This window comes from Pseudomonas trivialis, from assembly GCF_001439805.1.
In the GTDB taxonomy this organism is placed as follows: Bacteria; Pseudomonadota; Gammaproteobacteria; order Pseudomonadales; family Pseudomonadaceae; genus Aquipseudomonas; species Aquipseudomonas trivialis.
Genome location: NZ_JYLK01000001.1, coordinates 503537 through 529757, shown reverse-complemented (window position 1 = coordinate 529757; position 26221 = coordinate 503537). Strand labels below are relative to the sequence as shown.

At 63.5% G+C, this 26221-nt stretch carries 26 protein-coding genes and 1 pseudogene; 18 read left to right on the top strand and 9 right to left on the bottom strand.

Annotated elements, in window-relative coordinates:
* Positions 1-26: 26 nt before the first annotated feature.
* On the bottom strand, positions 27-263 hold the full coding sequence (locus TU79_RS02430; protein WP_057006535.1) for a DUF6124 family protein: 237 nt from the start codon (positions 261-263) through the stop codon (positions 27-29).
* 368 nt (positions 264-631) lie between these two features.
* Between TU79_RS02430 and TU79_RS26780 the strand changes: the two are divergent.
* Positions 632-715: pseudogene (locus TU79_RS26780) on the top strand (HigA family addiction module antitoxin); the annotation flags it as partial.
* A 71-nt stretch (positions 716-786) separates the two neighbouring features.
* Here the strand turns inward: TU79_RS26780 and TU79_RS02425 are convergent.
* The 6 genes from TU79_RS02425 to pilG form a co-directional block, all read right to left on the bottom strand.
* The gene (locus TU79_RS02425) at positions 787-1242 is read right to left on the bottom strand and encodes a chemotaxis protein CheW (RefSeq protein WP_057006534.1); all 456 of its coding nucleotides are present in this window, start codon (positions 1240-1242) and stop codon (positions 787-789) included.
* Entirely contained in the window at positions 1235-7054 is a 5820-nt protein-coding gene (locus tag TU79_RS02420) for an Hpt domain-containing protein (protein WP_057006533.1), read from the bottom strand. Before TU79_RS02420 ends, TU79_RS02425 begins: the two co-directional genes overlap by 8 nt.
* Before the next feature lie 169 nt (positions 7055-7223).
* Positions 7224-9275: a methyl-accepting chemotaxis protein gene (locus TU79_RS02415; protein WP_057006532.1), complete on the bottom strand. Its 2052-nt coding sequence runs from the start codon at positions 9273-9275 to the stop codon at positions 7224-7226.
* Positions 9272-9796 (bottom strand): chemotaxis protein CheW, encoded by a 525-nt coding sequence (locus tag TU79_RS02410; RefSeq protein WP_057006531.1) that lies wholly within the window; start codon positions 9794-9796, stop codon positions 9272-9274. Before TU79_RS02410 ends, TU79_RS02415 begins: the two co-directional genes overlap by 4 nt.
* 12 nt (positions 9797-9808) lie before the next feature.
* Entirely contained in the window at positions 9809-10174 is a 366-nt protein-coding gene (gene pilH, locus TU79_RS02405; RefSeq protein WP_003234583.1) for a twitching motility response regulator PilH, read from the bottom strand.
* 47 nt (positions 10175-10221) lie between these two features.
* Positions 10222-10629, bottom strand: coding sequence for a twitching motility response regulator PilG (gene pilG, locus TU79_RS02400; RefSeq protein WP_057006530.1), 408 nt, complete (start codon positions 10627-10629; stop codon positions 10222-10224).
* Between the two features lie 237 nt (positions 10630-10866).
* Here pilG and gshB point away from each other — a divergent pair, with 237 nt between their 5' ends.
* The 7 genes from gshB to TU79_RS02365 all read left to right on the top strand — a co-directional run bounded on the left by gshB (position 10867) and on the right by TU79_RS02365 (position 16754).
* Positions 10867-11820 (top strand): glutathione synthase, encoded by a 954-nt coding sequence (gene gshB / locus TU79_RS02395; protein WP_057006529.1) that lies wholly within the window; start codon positions 10867-10869, stop codon positions 11818-11820.
* Between the two features lie 76 nt (positions 11821-11896).
* Positions 11897-12802 (top strand): energy transducer TonB, encoded by a 906-nt coding sequence (locus TU79_RS02390; protein ID WP_057006528.1) that lies wholly within the window; start codon positions 11897-11899, stop codon positions 12800-12802.
* A 68-nt stretch (positions 12803-12870) separates the two neighbouring features.
* Positions 12871-13440 carry a YqgE/AlgH family protein gene (locus tag TU79_RS02385; RefSeq protein WP_057006527.1) on the top strand — a complete coding sequence of 190 codons (570 nt, stop codon included), beginning with the start codon at positions 12871-12873 and terminating at the stop codon, positions 13438-13440.
* On the top strand, positions 13440-13877 hold the full coding sequence (gene ruvX / locus TU79_RS02380; protein ID WP_003234589.1) for a Holliday junction resolvase RuvX: 438 nt from the start codon (positions 13440-13442) through the stop codon (positions 13875-13877). Before TU79_RS02385 ends, ruvX begins: the two co-directional genes overlap by 1 nt.
* Positions 13878-13950: 73 nt before the next feature.
* Positions 13951-14457: a bifunctional pyr operon transcriptional regulator/uracil phosphoribosyltransferase PyrR gene (pyrR, locus tag TU79_RS02375; RefSeq protein ID WP_057006526.1), complete on the top strand. Its 507-nt coding sequence runs from the start codon at positions 13951-13953 to the stop codon at positions 14455-14457.
* A gap of 24 nt (positions 14458-14481) precedes the next feature.
* The gene (locus TU79_RS02370) at positions 14482-15486 is read left to right on the top strand and encodes an aspartate carbamoyltransferase catalytic subunit (protein ID WP_057006525.1); all 1005 of its coding nucleotides are present in this window, start codon (positions 14482-14484) and stop codon (positions 15484-15486) included.
* Positions 15483-16754, top strand: coding sequence for a dihydroorotase (locus TU79_RS02365; RefSeq protein ID WP_057006524.1), 1272 nt, complete (start codon positions 15483-15485; stop codon positions 16752-16754). The genes TU79_RS02370 and TU79_RS02365 overlap by 4 nt, the downstream gene beginning before the upstream one ends.
* Before the next feature lie 159 nt (positions 16755-16913).
* On the opposite strand, the gene TU79_RS02360 is transcribed toward TU79_RS02365, so the two are convergent.
* Positions 16914-17324: an NINE protein gene (locus tag TU79_RS02360; protein WP_169793778.1), complete on the bottom strand. Its 411-nt coding sequence runs from the start codon at positions 17322-17324 to the stop codon at positions 16914-16916.
* 268 nt (positions 17325-17592) lie between these two features.
* Between TU79_RS02360 and TU79_RS02355 the strand changes: the two genes are divergently transcribed.
* A complete protein-coding gene (locus TU79_RS02355) occupies positions 17593-18231 on the top strand; it encodes a C40 family peptidase (protein WP_057006522.1) in 639 nt (212 codons plus the stop codon).
* A 138-nt stretch (positions 18232-18369) separates the two neighbouring features.
* On the opposite strand, the gene TU79_RS02350 is transcribed toward TU79_RS02355, so the two are convergent.
* Entirely contained in the window at positions 18370-19404 is a 1035-nt protein-coding gene (locus TU79_RS02350; RefSeq protein WP_057006521.1) for a type IV pilus twitching motility protein PilT, read from the bottom strand.
* 57 nt (positions 19405-19461) lie between these two features.
* Here TU79_RS02350 and TU79_RS02345 point away from each other — a divergent pair, with 57 nt between their 5' ends.
* From TU79_RS02345 to TU79_RS02305, 9 genes are all read left to right on the top strand, one after another.
* Positions 19462-20157, top strand: a complete 696-nt coding sequence (locus TU79_RS02345; RefSeq protein WP_057006520.1) for a YggS family pyridoxal phosphate-dependent enzyme — start codon at positions 19462-19464, stop codon at positions 20155-20157.
* Between the two features lie 24 nt (positions 20158-20181).
* Positions 20182-21000, top strand: a complete 819-nt coding sequence (proC, locus tag TU79_RS02340; protein ID WP_057006519.1) for a pyrroline-5-carboxylate reductase — start codon at positions 20182-20184, stop codon at positions 20998-21000.
* 25 nt (positions 21001-21025) lie between these two features.
* The gene (locus tag TU79_RS02335; RefSeq protein WP_057006518.1) at positions 21026-21613 is read left to right on the top strand and encodes a YggT family protein; all 588 of its coding nucleotides are present in this window, start codon (positions 21026-21028) and stop codon (positions 21611-21613) included.
* A 196-nt stretch (positions 21614-21809) separates the two neighbouring features.
* Positions 21810-22949 carry a homoserine O-succinyltransferase MetX gene (gene metX, locus TU79_RS02330; RefSeq protein ID WP_057006517.1) on the top strand — a complete coding sequence of 380 codons (1140 nt, stop codon included), beginning with the start codon at positions 21810-21812 and terminating at the stop codon, positions 22947-22949.
* Between the two features lie 7 nt (positions 22950-22956).
* Entirely contained in the window at positions 22957-23577 is a 621-nt protein-coding gene (metW, locus tag TU79_RS02325) for a methionine biosynthesis protein MetW (RefSeq protein ID WP_057006516.1), read from the top strand.
* Between the two features lie 21 nt (positions 23578-23598).
* Positions 23599-24033: a DUF4426 domain-containing protein gene (locus TU79_RS02320; RefSeq protein ID WP_057006515.1), complete on the top strand. Its 435-nt coding sequence runs from the start codon at positions 23599-23601 to the stop codon at positions 24031-24033.
* Entirely contained in the window at positions 24030-24626 is a 597-nt protein-coding gene (rdgB, locus tag TU79_RS02315) for an RdgB/HAM1 family non-canonical purine NTP pyrophosphatase (RefSeq protein ID WP_162276075.1), read from the top strand. Before TU79_RS02320 ends, rdgB begins: the two co-directional genes overlap by 4 nt.
* The gene (gene hemW, locus TU79_RS02310) at positions 24623-25825 is read left to right on the top strand and encodes a radical SAM family heme chaperone HemW (protein WP_057006513.1); all 1203 of its coding nucleotides are present in this window, start codon (positions 24623-24625) and stop codon (positions 25823-25825) included. The genes rdgB and hemW overlap by 4 nt, the downstream gene beginning before the upstream one ends.
* Positions 25826-25844: 19 nt before the next feature.
* Positions 25845-26168, top strand: a complete 324-nt coding sequence (locus tag TU79_RS02305) for a DUF3392 domain-containing protein (RefSeq protein WP_057006512.1) — start codon at positions 25845-25847, stop codon at positions 26166-26168.
* Positions 26169-26221 lie beyond the last annotated feature (53 nt).

The following is a 26221-nucleotide window of genomic DNA, read 5'->3' as shown; positions in this document are numbered from 1 at the left end:
CCCATACATTTGCTCGGTGGCGTGGTTTAGATAGGCGAAGGACTGACTTGCTCCAGTGCTCTGTCGACCAGCAATTGGCCGAGCTTGGCCAGCTGTTGAATGCCGAGCATGATCGCGCGCTGGGAAGCGTCCAGATCGAAGGCCAGCGTGCAAGTGAGTGCGTTGAGGGACGACAGGGTTTCGCTGGCGTTGACCAGCAAGGTTTCGGTGGTTTGCTTGGGGGTTACGGTGAAGAGGGGTGAACTCGGGGTGGGTTTGAACATGATTTACAGCTCCGATATGTGATGGAGGCTGCGCCCTTTCCGCTTGCACGCGAATAAGGGTGGCAGCTGTGCGCAGGTGTGCAAGACCGGGCATATCGGACCCCGGCAGACCTCGAAAGATCTCCCGCGCGCAGCTGCCATAACAAGTACAGCAGGCATAAAAAACGCCCGCTGAATGGCTATGGGCGTTTATGCGCCGACATGTAACCGGACTTGCACGTCCGTGTCACCGTTTTTTGCGATGACGGGACGAAGACTAGGCGCGCTGGCCGTGCTCAACAAGTTCATGCACAGCCCAAAATCCTGCAGGAAAATTCCGAGAGCCGTATTCGAGCGTGTTATCCCGACAGACGGTAAGGAATGCTCCGATATCGATGCAAAGCGCCTACGACCTGTGGCAGGCAGAGCACCGTGAGCAGCCAGTGATTGAGCGGTTTGCGCGGATCGATTGAGCGCTGAAGCCGAGCGCGATTCACTGTGGGAGCAAGCCCCTTCCCACATGGAGTCTTCACACGACATGTCATCAGGCGAGGCCGGACTCGACCAGCAGCGCTTCAAGCCCCATCAAATCCGGCACTCTCGCCACATGCTCGCCCACTTGCACCGCCGCCAGCTCCAGCGGGCACAGCGGCACGTCCACGTAGCTCAATTCGCTGTCGAGTTTGTACGAGCGGGGAATGCCCTGGATCACCAGCGCAATGAACTTCAGCGTTGGCCGCCCGCCGAGCGCGTTCAGCACCACGATGCGCGAACGCTCGCCGGTCAGGCTGGCTTCGCCGCACACCGCTTCAAAGCTGATCAACGGAATCTGCCGATCACGCCAGGTCACTTGCCGCAGATACCACGGCGGTGCGTCACTGGCTGGTTCTCCACGCTGAAAGTCGATCAACTCGGCAATGGCAACGTTGGGTAATACCAAGTGACGATCAGCCAGGGGCAGCAGCAGGCCGGTGACCTGGCTGGCGCGGTGGTCAAGCATGGGACTTGCTCCAATAGGCGATGCTTTCCAGCAGCACCGACTCCTGGTACGGCTTGCCCAGGTAGTCGTTGACGCCGATGGCCATGGCGCGGTCGCGGTGTTTCTGGCCGGTGCGCGAGGTGATCATGATGATCGGCAGGCGCATCAGCCGTGGGTCGTTACGCACCTGGATCGCCACTTCGAAACCGTCCATGCGCGGCATTTCGATGTCGAGCAGCATCAGGTCCGGGGTGTGCTCCTCAAGCACGGCCAGGGCGTCGATGCCGTCCTTGGCGGTGAGCACGTTCATGCCGTTGCGCTCCAGCAGGCGGCTGGTGACTTTGCGCACGGTGACCGAATCGTCCACCACCAGCACCAGCAGCGGGCGCTTTTTCAGCGGGTCGTTGAGCACCAGCGGCGCGTCCAGCGTCTGCGCCGGCAAGGCCGGTTGCCGCGCGCGAATATGCGCCAGCAGGTCGATGATCAGCACCACGCGGCCATCGCCCAGGATCGTTGCGCCGGACAGCCCCTGCACCCCGGCAAACTGCGGCCCCAGGCCCTTGACCACAATCTCGCGTGTGCCCGCCATGGCATCCACATGCACCGCCACGCGTCGCTCATTGCAGTGCACCAGCAACACCGGCACCGGTTGGTACTCGCCCAGCAGTTTCGGGCAGCCGACGGTGTGCAACAGGTCGCCCAGGTAGAACAGCTCATAGCGCTGGCCGGCGTACTCGTAACACGGCGGGTCCTGCTGATAATGCCCAGCCAGTTCATGGGGGGGCACGCGCACCAGGCCTTCAATGGTGTTGAGCGGGATCGCGTATTGATCGTCGGCGCACTGCACCATCAACGCCCGGTTGACCGACACGGTGAACGGCAGTCGAATGCGAAAGTGCACGCCCGCTCCCGAGGTCGAATCGATCACCATCGAGCCGCCCAGCTGGCGCACCTCTTCATGCACCACGTCCATGCCCACGCCACGCCCGGAAATCTGCGTGATTTTCTCGGCGGTGGAAAACCCCGGCTGCAGGATGAACTGCAACACGTCGCGGTCGCTCATCTCCTGATCGGGCTTGAGCAGCCCGCGCTTGATCGCCTTGCGCCGCACCGCGTCGAGGGGCACGCCGGCGCCGTCGTCGCGCATGTCGAACACGATGTCGCCGCCTTCGTGGGTCAGGTCCAGGGTGATGCGGCCGGTCTCGGGCTTGCCCGCCGACAGGCGCGCCTCGCGCGATTCCAGGCCATGGTCGACGGCGTTGCGCAGCATATGCTCAAGCGGCGCGACCATGCGTTCCAGCACGTTGCGGTCCATCTCGCCCTCGGCATTGCCGACCACGAATTCCACGTCTTTGCCCAGCTCCTGCGCCACCTGGCGCACGATGCGCTTGAGGCGCGGCAGCATGCGTTCGAACGGCACCATGCGCGTGCGCATCAGGCCTTCCTGCAAGGCGGTGTTGATGCGCGCCTGTTGCTGCAACAGGTCATGGGCATCCTGGTTGCGGCGTTCAAGGGTTTCCTTGAGATCCAGCAGGTCGCTGGCCGACTCGGACAGCGCGCGGGACAACTGCTGCAACTGTGAATGGCGGTCCATTTCCAGCGGATCGAATTCTTCATAGCCCAGGCGCTCGGCCTCGGCCTGCTGGCGGCTGAGCAGGCGGCCCTGGGTTTCGCTGTCGAGCCGGCGCAGTTGGTCGCGCATGCGCTCGATGGTGGTTTCCACCTCGCTCAATGCGGCGCGCGCGTCGTTGACCTGCTGTTCGATACGGCCCCGGAAGATCGAGGTTTCGCCGGCCAGATTCACCAGGTCGTCAAGCAAGTCGGCGGAGATTTTCACCATGTCGGCGTTGGGGTCGACGGCTGCTTCGGTCTTGCCGGCGGGCAACGCCACCGGCTCCAGCGGTTCAACGCTGGGCTGCACCAGGCTTCTGATGCGCGTGATCAGCTTGTCCACCGAGCCCACCGGCAGGCCATCGGCGACCGCGTCGATCATCTGTGCCAGGCGGTCGTGGCAGCCTTGCAGCAACGCGAACAGCTCGGCCGACGGCGCAAGCAGCCCGGCGGACAGCCCTTCGTAGAGAAACTCCAGCTCGTGGGCCAGGTCGCCAATCGGTGCGATCTCGACCATGCGCGCGCCGCCCTTGAGGGTGTGCAGGTCGCGCAGCAGGGTTTCCACTTCCTGGCGACCGCCCGGCTCGGCCTGCCAGCGCAGCAGCGCGGCGCCGGAGCTGTCGAGGATATCGGCCGCTTCTTCGAGGAAGATATCCAGCAGTTCGGGGTCGGCGCTGGTGGCCTGCGGTGCGGCAACCGGTGCAGCCGGCGTACTGGCCTGGCGAAACGCACGCAGCGCGTCGATCAGTTCGCGGCTGTCGCTCAATGGCTGGTGATCGTGCAGCTCTTCCAGCTGCAAGGCCAACTGCTCGTGACTGGCCATCAGCAAACGCGACAGTTCGGCCGAGTAGCTGTAGCGGCGGTCCACCAGGCCTTCGTACAAGCACTCAAGTTCCTGGGCCAGGTCGCCTACCGGCTCGATTTCGGCCATGCGCGCGCCCCCCTTGAGGGTGTGCAGGTCGCGTTGCAGGGGGGACAGCGGCGCGGCGTTTTCCGGGTCCAGCAGCCAGCGTTTGAGCGACTGGCCGGCGCTGTCGAGAATGTCCACCGCCTCTTCGAGGAAGATCTCGACAATCTCGTCGTCCATCGCCGTTGCCTGCTCCAACTGCGCCGTGGCGGCGCCCAGTTCGGCGATGTTCGGGGCGTTGTGGCCGTCGCGGGTGATCAGCCCGGTGGCGGACGGGTCGAGTGCATCGTCGAGCAGCTCGCGCAGGGCCTGCAAACGGGCCGGCGCCGGGCTGATTTCCTGGCCGGCGGCCAACTGGTCGAGCATGTTGATCAATGCTTCGTGGGCCTGTTCGGCCTCATGAAAAAACCGCGCGCTGACCGCCAGGCTGCTTTCTTCCACCGCGCCATACAGGTCGAGCAAGGCTTCGCACAGGGCGTCGATGGGGTGCAGGTCGGCGAGGTGCGCGCCCTCCCCCAGGGTGGTCAATTCGTCCAGCAGCGCGCTCAGCTCCTGGCGCTCGCCGGGGTGCTGCTGCCAACGGCGCAGCAGGCTTTCGGCATCCAGCAGAATATCCATGCCCTGGGCCAGGAAGTTGCTGATCAACTGCGGGTCGCGCTTGATGCGCAGGCCTGTGCCGGGGGCGTCGAGCAAGGCTTGAAGCTGCTGGTCGAGCAGCGCCTGGGTGCGGTTGATCAGCGCTGCCGCGCCTTTGATCGGCACCAGCGGGTCGCGATGCAACTGGCGCAGGCCTTGCTGGAACAGGCCTTCGGCTTCCAGCAGCAACTCCACTTCGTCCAGGTCCAGCGGCAGGCGGTGGGCCTTGTATTCACGGGTCAGGTGATCGAGCGGACGCGCCAGTTCGGCGATGGGCAACACACCGGCCATGTAGGCGCTGCCCTTGAGGGTGTGCAGCGCGCGTTGCAGGGCATCGCTGACGTGCAGCGGAACATGTTCGGCGGCCTGGTGCAGAAAGTGATTGAGGCTCTCGAGGTGGCTCTGGGCTTCGTTGCGGAAAATCTCCAGCAGCATCGGGTCGTGGGGTTCGACCGCGTGGGTCGGCGTGCCGCTGGCCAAGGCGTGGGCGCGCGCGGCCAGGGCGTCGACTTCATCGCGCTGGTGCTGGTTACCGCTGGCAAAATCGGCGATCAGTTCCGGCAGCAGGGCCACGGTTTCATCCAGCACCTGTTGCACGTCGGCGCCGAGGGCCACGCTGCGCTCCAGCACGCGGTTAAGCAGGTTTTCCACGGCCCAGGCCAGCTCGGCCAGTACCAGCGCGCGCACCATGCGGCCGCTGCCCTTGAGGGTGTGGAAGGCGCGGCGCATTTCGGCCTGGGCGGTTTTGTCGGCACTGTTGGGCAGGTCACGGTGCAGCACCTCGAGGACTTCGTCGGTTTCTTCGAGGAAGACTTCGCGCAGTTCGTCGTCGACGGGGGCTTCGTCGGCCGGCGGCGGCAACAGGCTGCCGGGGCGTTGTCGGGCCGGCGGGTTCAGGCGTGAGGTGGGACTGGCCAGGGCGTCGAACTGCGACTGGCTCGGCGCCTCATCGCTCGAAAGCGCACCCTCCGGCGCCACCAGCGCCTGGCGCCAGGGTTTGGCCGCAGGCAGGTAACCCAGCGCGGTCAGGCCCTGGGTGGCCATCTCCAGCACCCGTTCGCCGTCGGCGTCGGGGTCCTGGAGCAGGCGTTCGAGGTAGTACTCCAGGCTGCTGATCACCTCGGCGAAATGCTCCAGCTGCACCTCGGACGGTGCGGCATCGTTGACCATCAGTTGTTCATTCACGTAGTCGGCGCAGCCGCGCATCAGGCTCGCCGCGCGGGGCAAGGGGATCATGGCCAGCGCACCACGCACCTGGCTCAGCAGCTCCGGCAGGGACTCCAGGTGCTGGCGGTCCCAATCGGCTTCGAGGCAATCGATCACCAGCTCTCTGGCCTGCTTGAGGCACTGGCAGGATTCGCGGATCACCAACTGGTGAATCTGGGTCAGGTCGGTGGTGGGCAGGCGGCTCTCTTCGCGGCCCTGCGCCTGCACGGTGCCGACCATGCCCGCCAGCGTGGCCTCGACGTAGAGCAACGCGCCCGCCACATCCATCAGCACCGGATCATTGGGCTCGCGCTGCCCCTGGGCCAGGCTCTGCACCACGGCCAACTGGTCGATGATCACTTTGCGCGGCTGGCCGAAGCCCAGCACCGCCAGGGTGTCGGCGATCTGACGCAGCGGCGCCAGCAGCGCGTCGAGGTCGCCGATGTGCTGGCGGTCGCTGCGCACGAACAGGTCCAGCCGCTCCTTGACCCGCACCAGCTCCTCACACAACGCACCGAGCACGGAGCCCATGGCATTGCGGTCCGGCCCGGCCAGGCGCGCACGCTCGGCGTCCACCAATGCACTGTCGGGCAAGGCGTCATCCAGGCCGTAGCGTTCTTTCAAACTCTGCATGCGCGGCGTTGGCCGGCTGACCTTGGCCACGTAGAACAACAGGCTTTTGAGCAAGCCATCCGGCGCCGGCTGGTTGATCCCGCCAATGCCCTGGGCGAGCAGGCGTTTGAGTTGTTTGCCACTGGCCTTGAGCAGGCTGCGCAACGCCGGGCTGTTGGCGATCACGCCCGTGAGCATGCCCTCGACCAGCGCCGAGGTGACTTGCCACAAGGGCAACAGCGGCGCGCCCTGGCACAGCGTTTCGAGACGCGCGAACACCCGCGCCATGTCTTCCAGGTTGCTCGGGCCGTGGTCTTCACGCAGCAATCCGGCCAGCGCCTGCTGCAGCCAGTGCTGCCACTGGCGCAATTGTTCGTGAAGCTCGGGCTGATCGCGCTGGGCCAGGGCGTCGTCGGGCAGCGGCGCAATCGACAGCAGCTGCGGGCTGAACAGGCTGGTTTCCGAGAGCAGGCTTTCGCCACGGGCGCTGCGCAGGTCGTTGAGCAACGGCAGCACCACCAGCGGCAAATCGCGGCGGGCGCTGTGCACGCGGTCCAGGTACAGCGGCAGTTGGCCGAGGGCCTGTTGCAGCAGGCGGACGCTTTCGTCGCGCTGGCTGACGCGCTCGGCCTGCAGCGCCAGGGCCAGTGCCTCGATCTCTTCGGCGAGCAGCGCCGCGCCGTAGAACTCGACCATTTGCAGCGCGCCATGCACTTGATGGATGCACGCCAGGCACTCGCCCAGGGCGTCGGCGTCGCGGGTTTCGACAAACGCATCCAGCGCCGAACGGGCCTGTTTCAGGGTTTCGGCAATGTCGCCCTTGACCCATTCGAGGGCCACGTAGTCGTGCCGATCAACCATAACTGCTCCGCTTAGAATTCGTGGGTTGCTGGTGTTGCCAAGATCTCGACAGTAAAGGAGATCCCCTGTGGGAGGGGGCTTGCTCCCGATGGCGGTGGGTCAGGCACCTGATTCATTGACTGATGTACCGCTGTCGGGAGCAAGCCCCCTCTCACATTTGAATCGCATTTCAATCGTCGACCGGTTTGGGCGGCGGAAGGGTGAAGCCCGACACCGAACGCCGCAACTGGCTGGCCATTTTGGCCAGGTTGCCGATGCTCTCCGCGGTTGCCGTCGAGCCCGACGAGGTCTGGGTGGTGATCTGCTGAATCACGTTCATGGTCAGGGAGATCTGCCCCGCCGACGACGTCTGTTGCTGCGCCGCATTGGAAATACTCTGAATCAGCGCCGCCAGGGTCTTGGACACCCCTTCGATCTCCTCCAGCGCCACACCGGCGTCCTGGGCCAATCGCGCACCGCGCACCACTTCGGTGGTGGTCTGCTCCATGGAAATCACCGCTTCGTTGGTGTCGGCCTGGATCGCCCGCACCAGGGTTTCAATCTGCCGGGTGGCCGCCGATGAGCGCTCGGCCAGGCGCTGCACTTCATCGGCCACCACGGCGAACCCGCGCCCGGCGTCACCGGCCATGCTCGCCTGGATCGCGGCGTTCAGGGCGAGGATGTTGGTCTGGTCGGCGATGTCGTCAATCAGGCTGACGATATCGCCGATTTCCTGGGACGACTCGCCCAGGCGCTTGATGCGTTTGGCGGTGTCCTGGATCTGTTCGCGAATGTTGTCCATGCCGTGAATGGTGTTGTGCACCACCTCGTTGCCTTTGTTGGCGATCTCCACCGAGCGCTCGGCCACCGCCGAGGATTCGGCGGCGTTGGCCGAGACGTGGTCGATGGACTGGGCCATCTGGTTGATGGCGGTGGAGGCTTCGGCGATCTGCTGGGCCTGATGCTCCGAGGCTTGGGCCAGGTGCATGGCGGTGGCCTGGGTCTCTTGCACGGCACCGGCCACCTGGCCCGCCGTAAGGTTGATGGTGGCGACCAGATCGCGCAATTGGTCCACGGAATAGTTGATCGAGTCGGCGATGGTGCCGGTGAAGTCCTCGGTCACCGAGGCCGTTACGGTGAGGTCGCCGTCAGCCAGGTCTTCGATTTCATCGAGCAGGCGCATGATCGCGTTCTGATTGCGCTCGTTCTTCTCGGCGGTTTCACGCAACTGGCGATTGGTTTCGCGCACCATCACCAAACCGATCAGGATGATCGAGGTCAGCGCCAGCAAGCCCAGCACGTAGCCGCCGAGGGTGTCGAAGCTGCGTCCGCTGGCGAGGTTTTCGAAACCGGTGGCCAGGTGCGAGGCTTCATCGAGCAGGGTCTGCGACAGGTTGAAGATATTGCTCGCCGAGGCACGCACCTGGAACAGTTGCGGCGAGGTCTCGAGGATTTCATCCACCGAGCCGGACACGAACTCGAACAGCTCGGCGATTTCTGTCAGCCGCGCGCGGGCGTCGCGGTCTTCGACCTGGGTGATGCGCAGCCCGGGGTTGCCGTTGAGCATGCCATTGAGCACCACGCCAAAGCGGTTGGCGTCGCGGCCAAAGGCGTCGGCGGCCTGCACGGCGGTTTCGTCGCCGGCAAGCACGGTATTGACCGCACCCAGGATGCGCTCGGCCAGCAACGACTGGCGCTGGGCCAGGGCCACCTGGCTGGCCGGGGCACCGCGCTGCAGCAGGATGTCGACGACCTTTTCCGATTCCATCTGCAATTGCGGCACGGTTTCGGCCAGGGTCGCGGCCACCTGATGCAGGGACAGCACCGTCTGTTCGCTGGCGAGGATCGCGTCGGTGTTTTTCAGCAGCGCTTCCCAGTCGGTCTGCACCGCACGCATTTCGTTGCGCACGGCACTGGGCGCGGCGGGCAGGCCGGTGTCCCGATCACCTTTTTTCAGGTAGCCCCAGCGCTGCGCGAAGTCGTTGCGCGCTTCGGCGAGCAGCTTGAACGCCGCCGCCTTGCCGGCAGCGGCTTCGGTGGCGTTCTTGGCGATGCGCTGGGACAGCACGCGCAGCTCGCCGGCGTGGCCGATGTACTGTTTGTCGTAGGTGGACTGGGTGTTGAGGTACGCGAAGTTGGCGAACAGCAGCATGATGAACACGATCAACGCGATGAACAGCACGATGATCTGTGAACGGCTGCGCGACGCGGCCTGGGGCCTGGGCGTGGTCGGGGTGGTCATGCGGCTACATCCATAAAGCCCGGGGCCTCGGCCAGGGCGAAGGGGCTGAACACCTGCCATTGCGGCTCGCCGTCGAAGCGGCCCTGGATATACGGCGCGTCGGGGCGGGCATCGCTCACCAGCGCGTCTTGTGCGAAATGCTGCATCCCCACCACCTCGTCCACCAGCAGCCCGACAAACAGCTCGTTGACCTCCACCACCAATACCCGCCGCTGCTTGCGCACCCTGGACAGCGGCAGGCCGAGGAACCCGCCCAGGTCCATCACCGGCAACAGTCGCCCGCGCAGGTTGGCCACGCCCTTGACCCAGGGTTTCACGCCGGGCATCAAGGTGCAGCGCGGTTCATGCAGCACCTCGGCGACTTCGCCGATGGGCGCCACGTACCAGTGCTGCCCCAGGCGAAAGCCGATGCCGCTCCAGCGCTGCAGGCGGGTTTCCTGGGACGGCAGGTCGGCGGCCAGCAGGCGACAGCGGCGGTCGATGTCCAGCAGCAGCTCGAAGGCGGTGTGGGACTCGGTCATGATCGCGTGCCGTCAGCCGGCCAGCACCTTGTTGAGGGTGGCGATCAGGGTGTCTTCGTCCACCGGTTTGGTCAGGTAATCCTTGGCGCCCTGGCGCGCGCCCCAGATCTTGTCGGTTTCCTGGTCCTTGGTGGTGATGATGATGATCGGGATGCCGTTGGTTTCCGGCTCCTTGGACAGTTGGCGCGTGGCCTGGAAGCCGTTGAGGCCAGGCATCACGATGTCCATCAGCACGGCGTCGGGCTTTTCCTGACGGGCCAGGGCCACGCCATCCGCGCCGTTCTCGGCTTTCAGCACCTGGTGGCCGTGCTTTTCCAGCATGCCGGTGAGTTTGTACATTTCGGTCGGCGAATCGTCGACGATCAGAACACGTGCCATGGTTTTCCCCACTACATTGGTCGGCGCCGGCCCAAGGGGGGACGGCGTCAGTGTGCTTGTTCTACTGCGGCAAACCCCGGCACGCAGGCCTTGATCGCGCCCAGCAGTTCTTCCTTGCTGAACGGCTTGGTCAAAAACTGATCGACCCCTACGATGCGCCCCTTGGCCTTGTCGAACAGACCGTCCTTGGACGACAGCATGATCACAGGGATCGCCTTGAACGCCGGGTTGTTCTTCACCAGCGCGCAGGTCTGGTAGCCATCCAGGCGCGGCATCATGATGTCGACAAAGATAATGTGCGGGTGATGATCGACAATCCGGGACAGGGCATCGAAACCGTCGATGGCCGTGATCACGTCGCAGCCCACGTTCTTCAACAAAGTCTCGGCGGTGCGGCGGATCGTTTTCGAATCGTCGATCACCATCACTCTCAAGGCGTTGGAATGCTGTTCCATAGTTGCTCTACCATCGCCACAGCGAATCGGTTTTTCGTGCGTGCTGCCTGATGACGCACAGCATGAGCGCCGCAAGCCTTGGAATTCAAGGGCTGGTGCGCCGTGGCAGTCTTTTTAGCACAGTCTCGGGGTGCAATCTATCGAGGCACCCGCGCGGTGGTTTTTCCTTGACCCACAACACCCGCAGCGCCACTCTGACGCCACTTTTTATGCGCCCTATCTGCAGAGGAAATCCCCATGAGCGTTCGCGTCGGCATTGTCATGGACCCTATCGCCAGCATCTCCTATAAAAAGGACAGCTCGCTGGCCATGCTGCTGGCCGCCCAGGCACGCGGCTGGACGCTGTTCTATATGGAGCAGCGCGACCTTTACCAGGGCGACGGCGAGGCCCGTGCCCGCATGCGCCCGCTGCAGGTGTTTGCCAACCCCGGGAAGTGGTTCGAGCTGCAAGACGAAATCGACAGCCCGCTGAGCGATCTGGACGTGATCCTGATGCGCAAGGACCCGCCGTTCGACATGGAATTCGTCTATTCCACCTACCTGCTGGAGCAGGCCGAGCGCGCCGGCGTGCTGATCGTCAACAAGCCGCAGAGCCTGCGCGACTGCAACGAAAAGCTGTTCGCCACGCTGTTCCCACAGTGCACGCCGCCCACCGTGGTCAGCCGTCGTGCCGATGTGCTGCGTGAATTTGCCGCCAAGCATGGGGATGTGATCCTCAAGCCACTGGACGGCATGGGCGGCACCTCGATTTTCCGTCACCGCGCCGGCGACCCCAACCTGTCGGTGATCCTGGAGACCCTGACCGTGCTGGGCACCCAGCAGATCATGGGCCAGGCCTACCTGCCCGCGATCAAGGACGGCGACAAGCGCATCCTGATGATCGACGGCGAGCCGGTGGATTACTGCCTGGCGCGGATTCCGGCGGCGGGCGAAACCCGCGGCAACCTGGCGGCGGGTGGGCGCGGTGAAGCGCGTCCGCTGTCGGACAAGGATCGCTGGATTGCAGAACAGGTCGGCCCGACCCTGCGCGAGAAGGGCCTGCTGTTTGTCGGCCTGGACGTGATCGGTGAGAACCTCACGGAAATCAACGTGACCAGCCCGACCTGTATTCGCGAGATCGATAATGCATTTGGCACGAACATCGGCGAAATGCTGATGGCCGCGATTGAGCGCAAGCTGCAATCCAAGTGACATAGACAGCCGGACACACGCCAACATTGCGTTATCATGCCCCACCTGTGAAACGCGCGATGTTGGTTTTTTTGTCATGACGCTCCCGCCAGAACTGCCCCCCGAACTCTCCCACAGCGGCGTGCGCCCGGCTGATCGGCTCGGATTTACCCTGTTTCTGGCCGCGTTGATTCACCTGGCTTTGATCCTCGGTGTGGGCTTTACCATGGTCGAGCCGAGGCAGATCACCCGGACGCTGGAAATCACCCTCGCCACGTTCAAGAGCGAAAAGGCGCCCGAGAAGGCCGATTTTCTCGCCCAGGAAAACCAGCAGGGCAGCGGCACGCTCGACAAGAAAGCCGTGCCCAAGACCACTGAAGTGGCGCCCTTCCAGGACAACAAGGTCAATAAGGTCTCCCCGCCGCCGGCGCCCAAGCAAGAGGTCAAACAGGCCACGCCCAAGCCTGCGGTGACTACCGTCGCGCCCAAACCGCAGAAAGCGCCGGTGCAGCGCGAAAAGACCAAAACCGACCCGCAGCCCGAACCGGCAAAGCCGGCACCGACGTTCGACAGCTCGACCCTGTCCGACGAGATTTCCAGCCTGGAAGCCGAACTGGCCCACGAACAACAACTGTACGCCAAGCGCCCGCGCATCTACCGCCTCAACGCTGCTTCGACCATGCGCGATAAAGGTGCCTGGTATAAGGACGAGTGGCGCAAGAAGGTCGAGCGCATCGGCAACCTGAACTACCCGGAAGAAGCGCGACGCCAGCAGATTTACGGGAATTTGCGTCTATTGGTGTCAATCAACCGTGATGGCACGCTGTATGAAGTGCAGGTGCTGGAGTCCTCCGGCCAGCCGCTGCTGGACCAGGCGGCCCAACGCATCGTGCGCCTGGCCGCGCCCTTTGCGCCGTTTTCCGGCGACCTGAACGACGTGGACCGCCTGGAAATCATCCGCACCTGGAAATTCGCCAAGGGTGATCGGCTGTACAGCAACTGATGACAAATTGCCTTGGGCCATTCATCCCCAGCTTGTCAGGTCGCCCCTCCACCGCCACACTACCGGACATGAAAAATGTCAGCCCGACCTACCTCAAGCACCATTTCCTGATCGCCATGCCCCACATGGCCGACCCGAATTTTGCGCAAACCTTGACCTACATCGTCGAGCACACCGCCAATGGTGCCATGGGGTTGGTGGTGAACCGCCCGCAGGAACTGAACCTGGCCGATATCCTTGAGCAACTGCGCCCGGACATCGACACGCCCGCCCGTTGCCAGGGCGTACCGATCTACATCGGCGGACCAGTGCAAACCGATCGCGGCTTCGTGCTGCACCCGACCGGGCCGACGTTCCAGGCCACGGTGGACCTGGACGGTGTGTCGCTGTCCACCTCTCAGGATGTGTTGTTCGCCATCGCCGACGGCGTGGGCCCGGCGCAAAGCGTGATCACCCTGGGCTACGCCGGCTGGGAAGCCGGGCAACTGGAGGCGGAGCTGGCGAGCAACGCCTGGCTGACCTGCCCGTTCGACGCCGACATCCTGTTCAACACCGCCAGCGAACTGCGCCTGGACGCGGCCGCCGCCAAGCTGCGCGTCAACCTCAACCTGCTGACCAGCCAGGCGGGGCACGCCTGATGGCCTTGCGCTTGATTCTCGGGTTTGACTACGGCACCAAACAGATCGGCGTGGCCGTCGGCCAGGTAATTACCGGCCAGGCCCGCGAACTGTGCACCTTGAAGGCCCAGAACGGCGTGCCGGACTGGAATCAGGTCGAAGCCCTGATCAATGAATGGAAGCCCGACGCCGTGGTGGTCGGCCTGCCCTTGAACATGGACGGCACCCCCAGCGAGATGTGCCTGCGCGCCGAAAAATTCGCGCGCCGCCTCAATGGCCGCTACAACCTGCCCTTCTATACCCACGATGAACGCCTGACCACCTTTGAAGCCAAGGGTGAACGCCGTGACCGTGGCGGGCAGAAGGGCAGTTACCGCGACAACCCGGTGGACGCCATCGCCGCCGCCCTGTTGTTGCAGGGCTGGCTGGATGAAAACACGGCTTTATTTGCATCCTGACTGACGCGGCATGCCGCGTCTTTTTACGTTTGAGCCCGGACCTTGCCTGCGCGAGGCCTACCAAGGAGCCCCCATGAGCCTGCCCAATCCCGCCGAACTGATCACCCAGATGGCGACACGCCTCAGCGCCCACCTGGAACACCGTGGCATCAGCGAACCGCGCTTCATCGGCATTCGCACCGGCGGTGTGTGGGTGGCCCAGGCGCTGCTGACCGAGCTGGGCAGCGAGTCGCCGCTGGGCACCCTGGACGTGTCGTTCTACCGCGACGACTTCAGCCAGAACGGCCTGCACCCGCAGGTGCAACCCTCGGCGCTGCCGTTTGAGGTGGAGGGCCAGCATCTGGTGCTGATCGACGACGTGCTGATGAGCGGCCGCACCATCCGCGCCGCCCTCAACGAGCTGTTCGACTACGGGCGCCCGGCCAGCGTGACGCTGGTGTGCCTGCTGGACCTGGACGCTGGCGAATTGCCGATCAGCCCGGACGTGGTCGGCGCCACGCTGTCTTTGGCAGCCCACCAGCGGGTAAAATTGTCCGGTCCCACGCCGCTCGAACTCGAACTGCAAGACCTCGCCCTTTAAACCGCCTTGTAAAGAGTCCCCGCGATGACGCCTTTAGATGCCAAGCGCCCGCTGCAGCTCAATGCTCAGGGTCAGTTGCAACATTTCTTGTCCCTCGACGGTTTGCCCCGCGAACTGCTCACCGAAATCCTCGACACCGCCGACTCGTTCCTCGAAGTGGGCGGACGCGCGGTGAAGAAGGTACCGCTGCTGCGCGGCAAGACCATCTGCAATGTGTTCTTCGAGAACTCCACGCGCACGCGCACCACCTTTGAACTGGCGGCCCAGCGCCTGTCGGCCGACGTGATCACGCTGAACGTGTCCACCTCGTCGGCGAGCAAGGGCGAAACCCTGCTCGATACCCTGCGCAACCTCGAAGCCATGGCCGCCGACATGTTCGTGGTGCGCCACGGCGACTCCGGCGCCGCGCACTTCATCGCCGAGCACGTGTGCCCGCAGGTGGCGATCATCAACGGCGGCGACGGCCGTCACGCCCACCCGACCCAGGGCATGCTCGACATGCTCACCATCCGGCGGCACAAGGGCAGCGTTGAAAACCTTTCGGTGGCCATCGTCGGCGACATCCTGCACTCGCGGGTGGCGCGCTCGAACATGCTGGCCCTCAAAGCGCTGGGCTGCCCGGATATCCGCGTGATTGCGCCCAAGACCCTGCTGCCGATCGGCATCGAGCAGTACGGCGTCAAGGTCTACACCAACATGGCCGAAGGCCTCAAGGATGTGGACGTGGTGATCATGCTGCGCCTGCAACGCGAACGCATGTCCGGTGGGCTACTGCCGAGCGAGGGCGAGTTCTACCGCCTGTTCGGCCTGACCACCGCAAGGCTGGCCGGCGCGAAACCCGATGCCATCGTGATGCACCCGGGCCCGATCAACCGGGGGGTGGAGATCGAGTCGGCGGTGGCCGACGGCAACCAGTCGGTGATTCTCAACCAGGTGACCTACGGCATCGCCGTGCGCATGGCGGTGATGTCCATGGCCATGAGCGGGCAAACCGCGCAACGTCAATTCGAGCAGGAGAACGCCCAGTGAAGCTCAGCATTCTTGGCGCGCGCGTTATCGACCCGGCCAGTGGCCTGGATCACGTCACCGATCTGCATCTGGAAGCCGGCAAGATCATTGCCATCGGCGCCGCCCCCAACGGCTTCAGTCCCAGCCAGACCATCGACGCCAACGGCCTGGTGGCCGCGCCGGGCCTGGTGGACCTGAACGTTGCCCTGCGCGAGCCGGGCTACAGCCGCAAGGGCAGCATCGCCAGCGAAACCCGCGCCGCCGCTGCCGGTGGCGTGACCAGCCTGTGCTGCCCGCCGCACACCAAACCGGTGCTGGACACTTCGGCGGTGACCGAACTGATCCTCGACCGCGCCCGCGAAGCCGGCAATTGCAAGGTGTTCCCCATCGGCGCCCTGAGCAAAGGCCTGGACGGCGAACAACTGGCCGAGCTGATTGCCCTGCGCGACGCCGGTTGCGTGGCCTTCGGCAACGGCCTGGAGAGCTTCCGCAGCACCCGCACCCTGTGCCGTGCCCTGGAGTACGCGGCCACCTTCGACCTGACGGTGATCTTTCATTCCCAGGACCGCGACCTGGCCGAAGGCGGCCTGGCCCATGAAGGCGCCGTGGCCAGCTTCCTCGGCCTGCCCGGCATCCCGGAAACCGCCGAGACCGTGGCCCTGGCCCGCGACCTGCTGCTGGTGGAACAAAGCGGCGTGCGCGCACATTTCAGCCAACTGACCAGCGCACGCGGGGTTGCCCTGATTGCCCAGGCCCAGGCCCGTGGCCTGCCGGTCACGGCGGACGTGGCGCTGTATCAGTTGATCCTCACGGATGAAGCGCTGATCGACTTCTCCAGCCTGTACCACGTGCAGCCGCCGCTGCGCACATTGGCCGACCGCGAGGGTTTGCGGGCGGCGATCAAATCCGGTGTGGTGTCGGCGATTTCCAGCCATCACCAGCCCCACGAACGTGACGCCAAGCTGGCGCCATTTGGCGCGACCGAGCCGGGTATCAGCAGCGTTGAGCTGTTGCTGCCGCTGGCGATGACCCTGGTGGAAGACGGCTTGCTGGATTTGCCGACGCTGCTGGCGCGCCTGAGCAGTGGCCCGGCCGAAGCGTTGCGCCTGCCGGCGGGCAAGCTGGCAGTGGGGGCGGCGGCGGACCTGGTGTTGTTTGACCCGGCCAGCTCGACGATTGCCGGGGAGCATTGGCTGTCCAAGGGTGAGAACTGCCCATTTATCGGGCATAGCCTGCCGGCGACGGTGCGTTATACCTTGGTCGACGGACGCATCAGCTACCAGGCCTGACACCCCTTTAAAGTGGTCACAGTAAATGTGGGAGGGGGCTTGCTCCCGATTGCAGTGGGTCAGCAACAGATGAGCTGACGGGTCCACCGCTATCGGGAGCAAGCCCCCTCCCACAGTTGAGCTCCATCAGGCTTATGAGCTCCATCAGGGCTACGCGATTTATCGGCCGCTGTTGCGCTCGGCATTGCGGATCGATATCTGCGTATTCAACGTCCAGAAGTCATACAACACCCCCACCAGGAACAACCCGCCGGTCAGCAGGTAGATCAGGCCGGTGATCCATTTGCCCTGGTACATGCGGTGCACACCGAACACGCCCAGAAACGCCAGCAGAATCCAGGCGATGTTGTATTCGACAGGCCCGGCGGTAAAACGCAGGTCGGCTTCACGGTCCATGGCCGGGATCAGGAAGAAGTCGATCAGCCAGCCGATACCCAGCAAGCCCAGGGTGAAAAACCAGATCGTTCCGGTCACGGGTTTGCCGTAATAAAAGCGATGCGCGCCGGTAAAACCGAAAATCCACAGCAGGTAACCGATCACCTTGCTGTGGGTGTCTTGCTGCTGGCCAATCTGTTGATAGGTGTTCATCGCGTACCTCATTTGCCTCGATAGATAAATTTTTTCACTTTCTTTGTGACTTTTTTACAGGCGCCCGACGTACGGCAAATGGTATCTTCCCTGCCCTGAAAGCCTTATGCCACCTGACTTGTGTCCGACAATGACAGGCAATCGTCGCCTTTTTCCTGATTTTACCGTCAAGGTTGAGTCGACAAACGGCCTGAGATCGACACAAAAAGCTGTTATAAAGTTGCGCGCTAACCCATATGAGCCACGCCGAATGCGACCTTTTTTCAAGACATGGCTAACCATCTGCCTATTAATGCCACTGGCCGCCCACGCCACCAATCGTGAGCAACGTCTTCCCAACGTTAACGGTTTCACCCCTAAAGTTCATAGCACCCCAGTCAACGCCAAATCAGCCAAGCTGACCGTCAAGCGCCCGACTCAACTGAGCAAGGCCCACGGCAAAGCCACTCCGGCGCTGATGGCCGTCAACACCAAACAGAGCAGCACTGTTTTGAGCCGCGCCGTGAATGTGCTCGGTACTCCTTATCGTTGGGGCGGCAGCAGCCCAAGTAAAGGGTTCGACTGCAGCGGTTTGGTGAAATATGCCTTCAATGACGTCAAGGCGGTGGATTTGCCGCGTACGTCCAACGCCATGGCCGCCGGCCACGGGCAGAAGGTTGACCGCAAGGACCTGAAGCCGGGCGACCTGCTGTTCTTCAAGTTGAAGAGCCGCCAGGTGAACCACGTTGCCATTTATCTGGGCAACGACCGCTTCATCCACGCGCCGCGTCGTGGCAAGTCGGTGAGCATCGACACGCTGAAAAAGCCGTTCTGGGACAAGAACTACGTGATCGCCAAGCGCGTATTGCCCAAAGAGCAGAACAACAACCTGCGGATCGTGCAGCGCTGATTTTCCAGGCTCACGTGCAGTAAATGTGGGAGGGGGCTTGCTCCCGATGGCGGTGGGTCAGCTAAAGATGAGCTGACGGGTACACCGCTATCGGGAGCAAGCCCCCTCCCACATTGGCTTTCATTGTTTGCAATGACGCTATATATCCCCAGGCACTGTTGCCTTCTCGCGTGCGTCCTCCCGGCTGATCAGCCCCTCGCTCACCAGCGCCTGCAAGCTCATGTCCAGCATCTTCATCCCCACCGCCCCGCCGGTCTGAATCGCCGAGACCATCTGCGCCACCTTGTCCTCGCGGATCAGATTACGAATGGCCGGCGTGCACAGCATGATTTCATGGGCCGCCACGCGCCCGCCGCCGAGCTTCTTGACCAGCACCTGTGACACCACCGCCTGCAGCGATTGCGCCAGCATTGAGCGCACCATGGCCTTTTCCCCCGCCGGGAACACATCCACCAGCCGGTCCACGCTCTTGGCCGCCGAAGTGGTGTGCAGGGTGCCGAACACCAGGTGCCCGGTCTCCGCCGCCGTCAACGCCAGGCGAATGGTTTCCAGGTCGCGCAATTCGCCGATCAGGATCACGTCCGGGTCTTCGCGCAGGGCCGAGCGCAGGGCCGTCGAGAAGCTGTGGGTGTCGCGGTGCACCTGGCGCTGGTTGATCAAGGCCATGTTCGGCCGGTGGATAAACTCGATGGGGTCTTCCAGCGTAAGGATATGCTGGCGCCGATGCCGATTGAGGTCATCGATCATCGCCGCCAGCGTGGTGGACTTGCCCGAGCCGGTGGGTCCGGTCACCAGCACCAGGCCGCGCGGCAAGCGGGCGATGCGCTGGAAGATTTCGCCCAGCCCCAAACTTTGCAGGCTCTGGACCTCGCAGGGAATGGTGCGAAACACCGCGCCCACGCCACGTGCCTGCTGGAACACGTTTACCCGGAACCGCGCCACGTCCGGCAGCTCGAACGCAAAATCCGTTTCAAGAGATGTTTCGAAATCCTTTTGCTGGTGTTGATTGAGCAAAGGGCTCAACAAGTCCGCTACTTGCGGTGGTGAAAGCACCGGCCAATCCAATGGCCATACCTCGCCATCAATACGCAACATCGGCACCAGACCCGCCGACAGATGCAGGTCGGAGGCGCCACGGCGCACGCTGGCCGTCAGCAATTGAGTGATATCCATAGGGCTTTCCATTTCCAGTAGAATGCCGCGGACTCCATATCCACGGGTGCATCTTGAATGTCGACGATAGCAGACAACATCGGCCAGGTTAGCCAGCGCATCCGCGCCGCGGCCGACGCCGTGCAACGTGACCCGAGCAGCATCCTCCTGCTGGCCGTGAGCAAGACCAAACCCGCCGAAGCCGTGCGCGAAGCCTATGCCGCCGGCGTGCGCGACTTCGGCGAGAACTACCTGCAGGAAGCATTGAGCAAACAGGCGCAATTATCCGACCTGCCCTTGAGTTGGCACTTCATCGGCCCCATTCAATCGAACAAGACTCGCGCCATCGCCGAGAACTTCGCCTGGGTGCATTCCGTGGACCGCCTGAAAATCGCACAACGCCTGTCCGAACAACGCCCGGCCGACCTGCCGCCGCTGAATGTCTGCATCCAGGTCAACGTCAGTGGCGAAGTCAGCAAGTCCGGCTGCACGCCCGCCGACCTGCCGGCCCTGGCGAACGCCATCAGCGCCCTGCCGCACCTGACGCTGCGAGGCCTGATGGCGATCCCTGAGCCGACTGAAGACCGCGCCGCACAGGACGCCGCGTTCGCCAGCGTGCGCGAGTTGCAAGCCAGCCTGAATCTGGCGCTGGACACACTTTCCATGGGCATGAGCCACGACCTCGCGTCGGCCATCGCCCAGGGCGCCACCTGGGTGCGGGTCGGCACCGCGCTGTTTGGCGCCCGCGACTACGGCCAGCCAACACATGGTTGACGCTCATTTAGCTAAGGACCTGTCATGAAAGACACGCGTATTGCCTTTATCGGCGCCGGTAACATGGCGGCCAGCCTGATCGGCGGCCTGCGGGCCAAGGGCCTGGACGCCGCGCAGATCCGCGCCAGCGACCCGGGCGAAGAGACGCGCGCGCGCGTCAGCGCCGAGCACGGTATCGAGACCTTCGCCGACAATGCCGAGGCCATCCATGGCGTCGACGTGATCGTGCTGGCGGTCAAGCCACAGGCCATGAAGGCGGTGTGCGAAAGCCTGCGGCCAAGCCTGCAGCCGCATCAGCTTGTGGTATCGATTGCCGCCGGTATCACCTGTGCCAGCATGCACCACTGGCTCGGCGCCCAGCCGATCGTGCGTTGCATGCCCAATACCCCGTCGCTGCTGCGCCAGGGCGTGAGCGGCCTGTACGCCACCGCCGAAGTCAGCGCCACACAGCGCGACCAGGCCCAGGCGTTGCTGTCTGCCGTGGGCATCGCTGTATGGCTTGCGCAGGAGCAGCAACTGGATGCGGTCACCGCCGTGTCCGGCAGCGGCCCGGCGTACTTTTTCCTGCTGATCGAAGCCATGACCGCCGCTGGCGTCAAACTGGGCCTGCCCCATGACGTGGCGGAACAACTGGCCGAGCAAACAGCGCTGGGCGCGGCAAAAATGGCCGTCGCCAGCGAGGTGGACGCCGCCGAACTGCGTCGTCGCGTGACCTCGCCAGGCGGCACCACCCAAGCGGCCATCGAATCATTCCAGGCCGGTGGCTTTGAAGCCCTGGTGGAAACAGCACTGGGTGCTGCGGCACATCGTTCGGCCGAGATGGCCGAGCAACTGGGCAAATAGTCGTCCCTTACCAAGGTAATCAAACATGCTCGGAATCAATGACGCTGCCATCTTCATCATCCAGACCCTGGGCAGCCTGTACCTGCTGATCGTGCTGATGCGCTTTATCCTGCAACTGGTGCGCGCGAACTTCTACAACCCGCTGTGCCAGTTCGTGGTCAAGGCCACGCAACCGCTGCTCAAGCCACTGCGCCGGGTGATCCCGAGCCTGTTCGGCCTGGACATGTCGTCGCTGGTGCTCGCACTGCTGCTGCAAATGCTGCTGTTCGTGGTGATCCTGATGCTCAGTGGCTATCAGGCCTTCACACCGCTGCTGTTGCCGTGGGCGCTGATCGGGGTGTTCTCGCTGTTTTTGAAGATCATTTTCTGGTCGATGATCATCAGCGTGATCCTCTCGTGGGTTGCACCGGGCAGCCGCAGCCCGGGCGCGGAGCTGGTGTACCAGATCACCGAGCCGGTGCTGGCGCCGTTCCGTCGCCTGATTCCCAACCTGGGCGGCCTGGATATTTCGCCGATCTTTGCGTTTATCGCAATCCAGCTGCTGCAAAGCTGGGTGATTCCGCGCCTGGCGTTCTATGCGTTCATGCCCAAGGAGCTGTTCGGCCTGATCTGAACGACCGCGGCAAAAAATGTGGGAGGGGGCTTGCTCCCGAGGGCGGAGTGTCAGTTGAAATACAGGTGACTGACACCCCGCTATCGGGAGCAAGCCCCCTCCCACATTTGATATCTGCGCGCGGGCGCAGGCCTTCGCTTGCCGCTGGCCCCCCCGCTCTTTAGACTTACGCCTCATTTAAACGAGAGCAGGGTCGATGCCAGCTGCCTTCCCCCCCGATTCTGTTGGACTGGTCGTGCCCCAAGTGGCGCACTTCAGCGAACCGCTGGCCCTGGCCTGCGGCCGGTCGCTGCCGGCCTATGACCTGATCTATGAAACCTACGGCCAGCTGAACGCCACGGCGAGCAACGCCGTGCTGATCTGCCACGCCCTGTCCGGCCATCACCACGCCGCCGGCTTCCACAGCGCCGATGAGCGCAAGCCCGGCTGGTGGGACAGCTGCATCGGGCCCGGCAAGCCCATCGATACCCATAAGTTTTTTGTGGTGAGCCTCAACAACCTCGGCGGCTGCAACGGCTCCACCGGCCCGAGCAGTCTCAATCCGGAAACCGGCAAGCCATTCGGCGCCGACTTCCCGGTACTCACCGTGGAAGACTGGGTGCACAGCCAGGCGCGCCTGGCCGACCGGCTCGGCATCGGGCAGTGGGCAGCGGTCATCGGCGGCAGCCTGGGCGGCATGCAAGCTCTGCAATGGACCATCACTTACCCGGATCGCGTGCGCCACTGCCTGGCTATCGCCTCGGCGCCAAAACTGTCGGCGCAGAACATCGCCTTCAACGAAGTGGCACGCCAGGCAATCCTCACCGATCCCGAGTTCCACGGTGGTTCGTTCCAGGAAGCCGGCGTGATTCCCAAACGCGGCCTGATGTTGGCGCGTATGGTCGGGCACATCACCTACCTCTCCGATGACTCCATGGGCGAGAAATTCGGCCGGGGCCTCAAGAGCGAAAAGCTCAACTACGACTTCCACAGCGTCGAGTTCCAGGTGGAAAGCTACCTGCGTTATCAGGGCGAGGAGTTCTCCGGACGCTTTGACGCCAACACCTACCTGCTGATGACCAAGGCCCTGGACTACTTCGACCCGGCGGCCAACCATGACGATGACCTGGCGAAAACCTTCGAGCACGTCACCGCCAGCTTCTGCGTGATGTCGTTCACCACCGACTGGCGCTTCTCGCCGGCGCGCTCGCGCGAGCTGGTGGACGCTTTGATGGCCGCCAAAAAGGACGTCTGCTACCTGGAGATCGACGCACCGCAAGGCCATGACGCCTTCCTGATTCCGATCCCGCGTTACTTGCAGGCCTTCAGCAACTACATGAACCGCATCATTTTGTGAGAACGCCATGAGAGCCGACCTGGACATCATCCAAGACTGGATCCCCGCCGGCAGCCGCGTGCTCGACCTGGGCTGCGGCGATGGCGAACTGCTGAGCTGGCTGCGCGACCACAAGCAAGTCACCGGCTACGGCCTGGAAAACGACCCGGACAACATCGCCCAGTGCGTGGCCAAGGGCATCAACGTGATCGAGCAGGACCTGGACAAGGGCCTGGGCAACTTTGCCAGCAACAGCTTCGACATCGTGGTAATGACCCAGGCCCTGCAGGCGGTGCACTACCCGGACCGCATTCTCGACGAAATGCTGCGTGTCGGCCGCCAGTGCATCATCACCTTCCCCAACTTCGGCCACTGGCGCTGTCGCTGGTACCTGGCCACAAAAGGCCGCATGCCGGTCTCGGATTTCCTGCCCTACACCTGGTACAACACGCCGAACATCCACTTCTGCACCTTCGAAGACTTCGAAGCGCTGTGCAGCGAGCGTGAAGCCAAGGTGATCAACCGCCTTGCCGTCGATCAACAGCACCGCCACGGCTGGGCGAGCAAGCTATGGCCCAACCTGTTGGGCGAAATTGGTATCTACCGGGTCAGCAGTCCTGGCCTGACCGACCACAAGATTGCCGTCTAATCATTTTCAAGAGGAACGCTCATGAGTCGCCTGGCTGTTTTTCTATTGACCGCATGCCTGGGCGCCAGCGCCATGGCCGCCGACGTTATCGATCCCAATCGCACCAAGGAATTCGGCGATATCACCGTGCGTTACAACACCTTCACTTCCAGCTTCCTGCAACCTGAAACCGCCCAGGCCGTGGGCGTGGTGCGCAGCAAGAACAAGGGGCTGATCAACGTCTCGGTGTTCAAGGGCGTGACCCCGGTGACGGCGCAGGTGACGGGCACCGTCAAGGACTTGAGCGGCAAGAGCGAAGTGCTGACGTTCAAGCAGATCACCGAAAAGGGCGCGACCAACTACCTCGCGCCCTACTCGGTGCCGCAACAGGAATACAAGACGTTCACGATCAACGTTGAAACCGGCGGCAAGGCCCACAGTTTCAACTTTGTCCAAGAACTTTTCCCGGCCGAATGATGAACCTCACCCAACTCGTACTGGCCAGCCATAACGCCGGCAAACTCAAAGAACTCCAGGCCATGCTCGGCGAATCCGTGCAACTGCGCTCGGTTGGCGAATTCAGCCAGGTCGAGCCGGAAGAAACCGGCCTGTCATTCGTCGAGAACGCCATCCTCAAGGCACGCAACGCGGCACGCCTCTCGGGCCTGCCGGCGCTGGCGGATGATTCGGGGCTGGCGGTGGATTTCCTGGGGGGCGCGCCGGGCATCTATTCGGCGCGCTACGCCGACGGTAAAGGCGACGCAGCCAATAACGCCAAGCTGCTGGATGCCCTCAAGGAGGTGCCGGACGCGATGCGTGGCGCGCAGTTCGTCTGCGTGCTGGCGCTGGTGCGCCATGCCGATGACCCGTTGCCGATTCTGTGTGAAGGCCTGTGGCACGGGCGCATCCTGCATGCGGCCAGCGGCGAGCACGGTTTTGGTTATGACCCGCTGTTCTGGGTGCCGGAGCGCAATGTCTCCAGCGCCGAGCTGAGCCCGGCCGACAAGAACCAGATCAGCCATCGCGCCCGGGCCATGGTGTTGCTGCGTCAGCGCCTGGGCTTGAAATGACGCAGAACACCTCTGCGCAACCACTGATCCACGGCGGCGCGCAAACACCCCGGGCGGCCTTGCCGGTGCTGCCGCCCCTGGCGCTGTACATCCACATTCCGTGGTGCGTGCGCAAATGCCCGTATTGCGATTTCAACTCCCACACCGCGAGCACCGTGCTACCGGAAGAGGCGTACGTGGACGCGCTGCTGGCCGACCTCGACCAGGACCTGCACGCCGTTTACGGCCGGGAACTGAGTTCGATCTTCTTCGGCGGCGGCACGCCCAGCCTGTTCAGCGCGGCGGCGCTGGGACGCCTGCTCGAAGGCGTGCAGGCGCGCATCCCGTTTGCCAGCGATATCGAGATCACCCTGGAAGCCAACCCCGGCACGTTCGAGCAAGAGAAGTTCGTGGCATACCGCAAACTGGGGATCAATCGCCTGTCCATCGGCATCCAGAGCTTTCAGCAGCAAAAACTCGAGGCCCTGGGCCGCATCCATAATGGCGACGAAGCGGTACGCGCGGCGGGTATGGCGCGCCAGGCCGGGTTCGACAACTTCAACCTGGACCTGATGCATGGCCTGCCTGATCAGTCTCTGGACGATGCGTTGAGCGACCTGCGCCAGGCCATTGCGCTGAAACCGACGCACCTGTCCTGGTACCAGTTGACCCTGGAACCCAACACCGTGTTCTGGAACCAGCCGCCCGCGTTGCCGGAAGACGACACGCTGTGGGATATCCAGGAAGCCGGTCAGGCGCTGCTCGCCGAGCACGGTTATGCGCAATATGAAGTGTCGGCCTATGCCCAACCGGGCCGCCCGGCGCGACATAACCTCAATTACTGGAGTTTTGGCGACTTTATTGGCATCGGTGCCGGCGCTCACGGCAAGCTCAGCCACCCGGACGGGCGCATCGTGCGCACCTGGAAAACCCGCGCGCCGAAGGACTACCTCAACCCGGCCAAAAGCTTCCAGGCCGGAGCGAAAGAACTGACCAACGACGAGCTGCCGTTCGAGTTTCTGATGAACGCCCTGCGCCTCACCGAAGGTGTCGACGCCCGGCTTTACGCCGAACGCACCGGCCTCGACCTGGCCAGCCTCGACACGGCGCGTCGCGAGGCAGAACAAAGTGGCTTAATGCAGGTCGAACCGTCACGCCTGGCGGCGACCGACCGTGGGCAACTCTTTCTCAATGACCTGCTGCAGAAATTTCTGAGCTGACGCTTCTTAAGGAAATCGAATGGATCTGGTACTCGACCTGCTCGCCACCGCATCCCGCTGGAGCCGCAGCAACCTGTCGGAGATATCCCTGGCCCTTGTGGGCTGTTTGCTGGTGCTGTTCGGCGCCGACATCAAAGGCTGGGTGGAAGGCCGCCTGGGCAGCATTGCTGGCGCCCTGCGCGTGCCCTTGATGGCGTTGTTGTGCCTGATCGGCAGCGGCGCCGCGCTGATCTACGCCACGCCGTGGATTGTGCGCGGGCTGGGCCAGTTCAATAACTACAGCCTGGCGCCGGTACTGGTGGTGGTGCTGGTATTGATTGGGGTTGTGGCGGACCGCCGCTGACCGCCAACTCAACACAGAGATACAAGCCCCCTCCCACATTGGATTGCATTTCA

Bases quoted from the DNA above. Each gene is read 5' to 3' on its own strand.
- TU79_RS02390 (WP_057006528.1), top strand. From the start codon at position 11,897: ATGACGCTCCCGCCAGAACTGCCCCCCGAACTCTCCCACAGCGGCGTG.
- ruvX (WP_003234589.1), top strand. From the start codon at position 13,440: ATGGCCTTGCGCTTGATTCTCGGGTTTGACTACGGCACCAAACAGATC.
- gshB (WP_057006529.1), top strand. From the start codon at position 10,867: ATGAGCGTTCGCGTCGGCATTGTCATGGACCCTATCGCCAGCATCTCC.
- TU79_RS02430 (WP_057006535.1), bottom strand. From the start codon at position 263: ATGTTCAAACCCACCCCGAGTTCACCCCTCTTCACCGTAACCCCCAAG.
- pyrR (WP_057006526.1), top strand. From the start codon at position 13,951: ATGAGCCTGCCCAATCCCGCCGAACTGATCACCCAGATGGCGACACGC.
- TU79_RS02425 (WP_057006534.1), bottom strand. From the start codon at position 1,242: ATGCTTGACCACCGCGCCAGCCAGGTCACCGGCCTGCTGCTGCCCCTG.
- pilG (WP_057006530.1), bottom strand. From the start codon at position 10,629: ATGGAACAGCATTCCAACGCCTTGAGAGTGATGGTGATCGACGATTCG.
- metX (WP_057006517.1), top strand. From the start codon at position 21,810: ATGCCAGCTGCCTTCCCCCCCGATTCTGTTGGACTGGTCGTGCCCCAA.
- metW (WP_057006516.1), top strand. From the start codon at position 22,957: ATGAGAGCCGACCTGGACATCATCCAAGACTGGATCCCCGCCGGCAGC.
- TU79_RS02415 (WP_057006532.1), bottom strand. From the start codon at position 9,275: ATGACCACCCCGACCACGCCCAGGCCCCAGGCCGCGTCGCGCAGCCGT.
- hemW (WP_057006513.1), top strand. From the start codon at position 24,623: ATGACGCAGAACACCTCTGCGCAACCACTGATCCACGGCGGCGCGCAA.
- TU79_RS02305 (WP_057006512.1), top strand. From the start codon at position 25,845: ATGGATCTGGTACTCGACCTGCTCGCCACCGCATCCCGCTGGAGCCGC.
- pilH (WP_003234583.1), bottom strand. From the start codon at position 10,174: ATGGCACGTGTTCTGATCGTCGACGATTCGCCGACCGAAATGTACAAA.
- rdgB (WP_162276075.1), top strand. From the start codon at position 24,030: ATGATGAACCTCACCCAACTCGTACTGGCCAGCCATAACGCCGGCAAA.
- TU79_RS02420 (WP_057006533.1), bottom strand. From the start codon at position 7,054: ATGGTTGATCGGCACGACTACGTGGCCCTCGAATGGGTCAAGGGCGAC.
- TU79_RS02345 (WP_057006520.1), top strand. From the start codon at position 19,462: ATGTCGACGATAGCAGACAACATCGGCCAGGTTAGCCAGCGCATCCGC.
- TU79_RS02355 (WP_057006522.1), top strand. From the start codon at position 17,593: ATGCGACCTTTTTTCAAGACATGGCTAACCATCTGCCTATTAATGCCA.
- TU79_RS02350 (WP_057006521.1), bottom strand. From the start codon at position 19,404: ATGGATATCACTCAATTGCTGACGGCCAGCGTGCGCCGTGGCGCCTCC.
- TU79_RS02410 (WP_057006531.1), bottom strand. From the start codon at position 9,796: ATGACCGAGTCCCACACCGCCTTCGAGCTGCTGCTGGACATCGACCGC.
- TU79_RS02385 (WP_057006527.1), top strand. From the start codon at position 12,871: ATGAAAAATGTCAGCCCGACCTACCTCAAGCACCATTTCCTGATCGCC.
- proC (WP_057006519.1), top strand. From the start codon at position 20,182: ATGAAAGACACGCGTATTGCCTTTATCGGCGCCGGTAACATGGCGGCC.
- TU79_RS02335 (WP_057006518.1), top strand. From the start codon at position 21,026: ATGCTCGGAATCAATGACGCTGCCATCTTCATCATCCAGACCCTGGGC.
- TU79_RS02320 (WP_057006515.1), top strand. From the start codon at position 23,599: ATGAGTCGCCTGGCTGTTTTTCTATTGACCGCATGCCTGGGCGCCAGC.
- TU79_RS02370 (WP_057006525.1), top strand. From the start codon at position 14,482: ATGACGCCTTTAGATGCCAAGCGCCCGCTGCAGCTCAATGCTCAGGGT.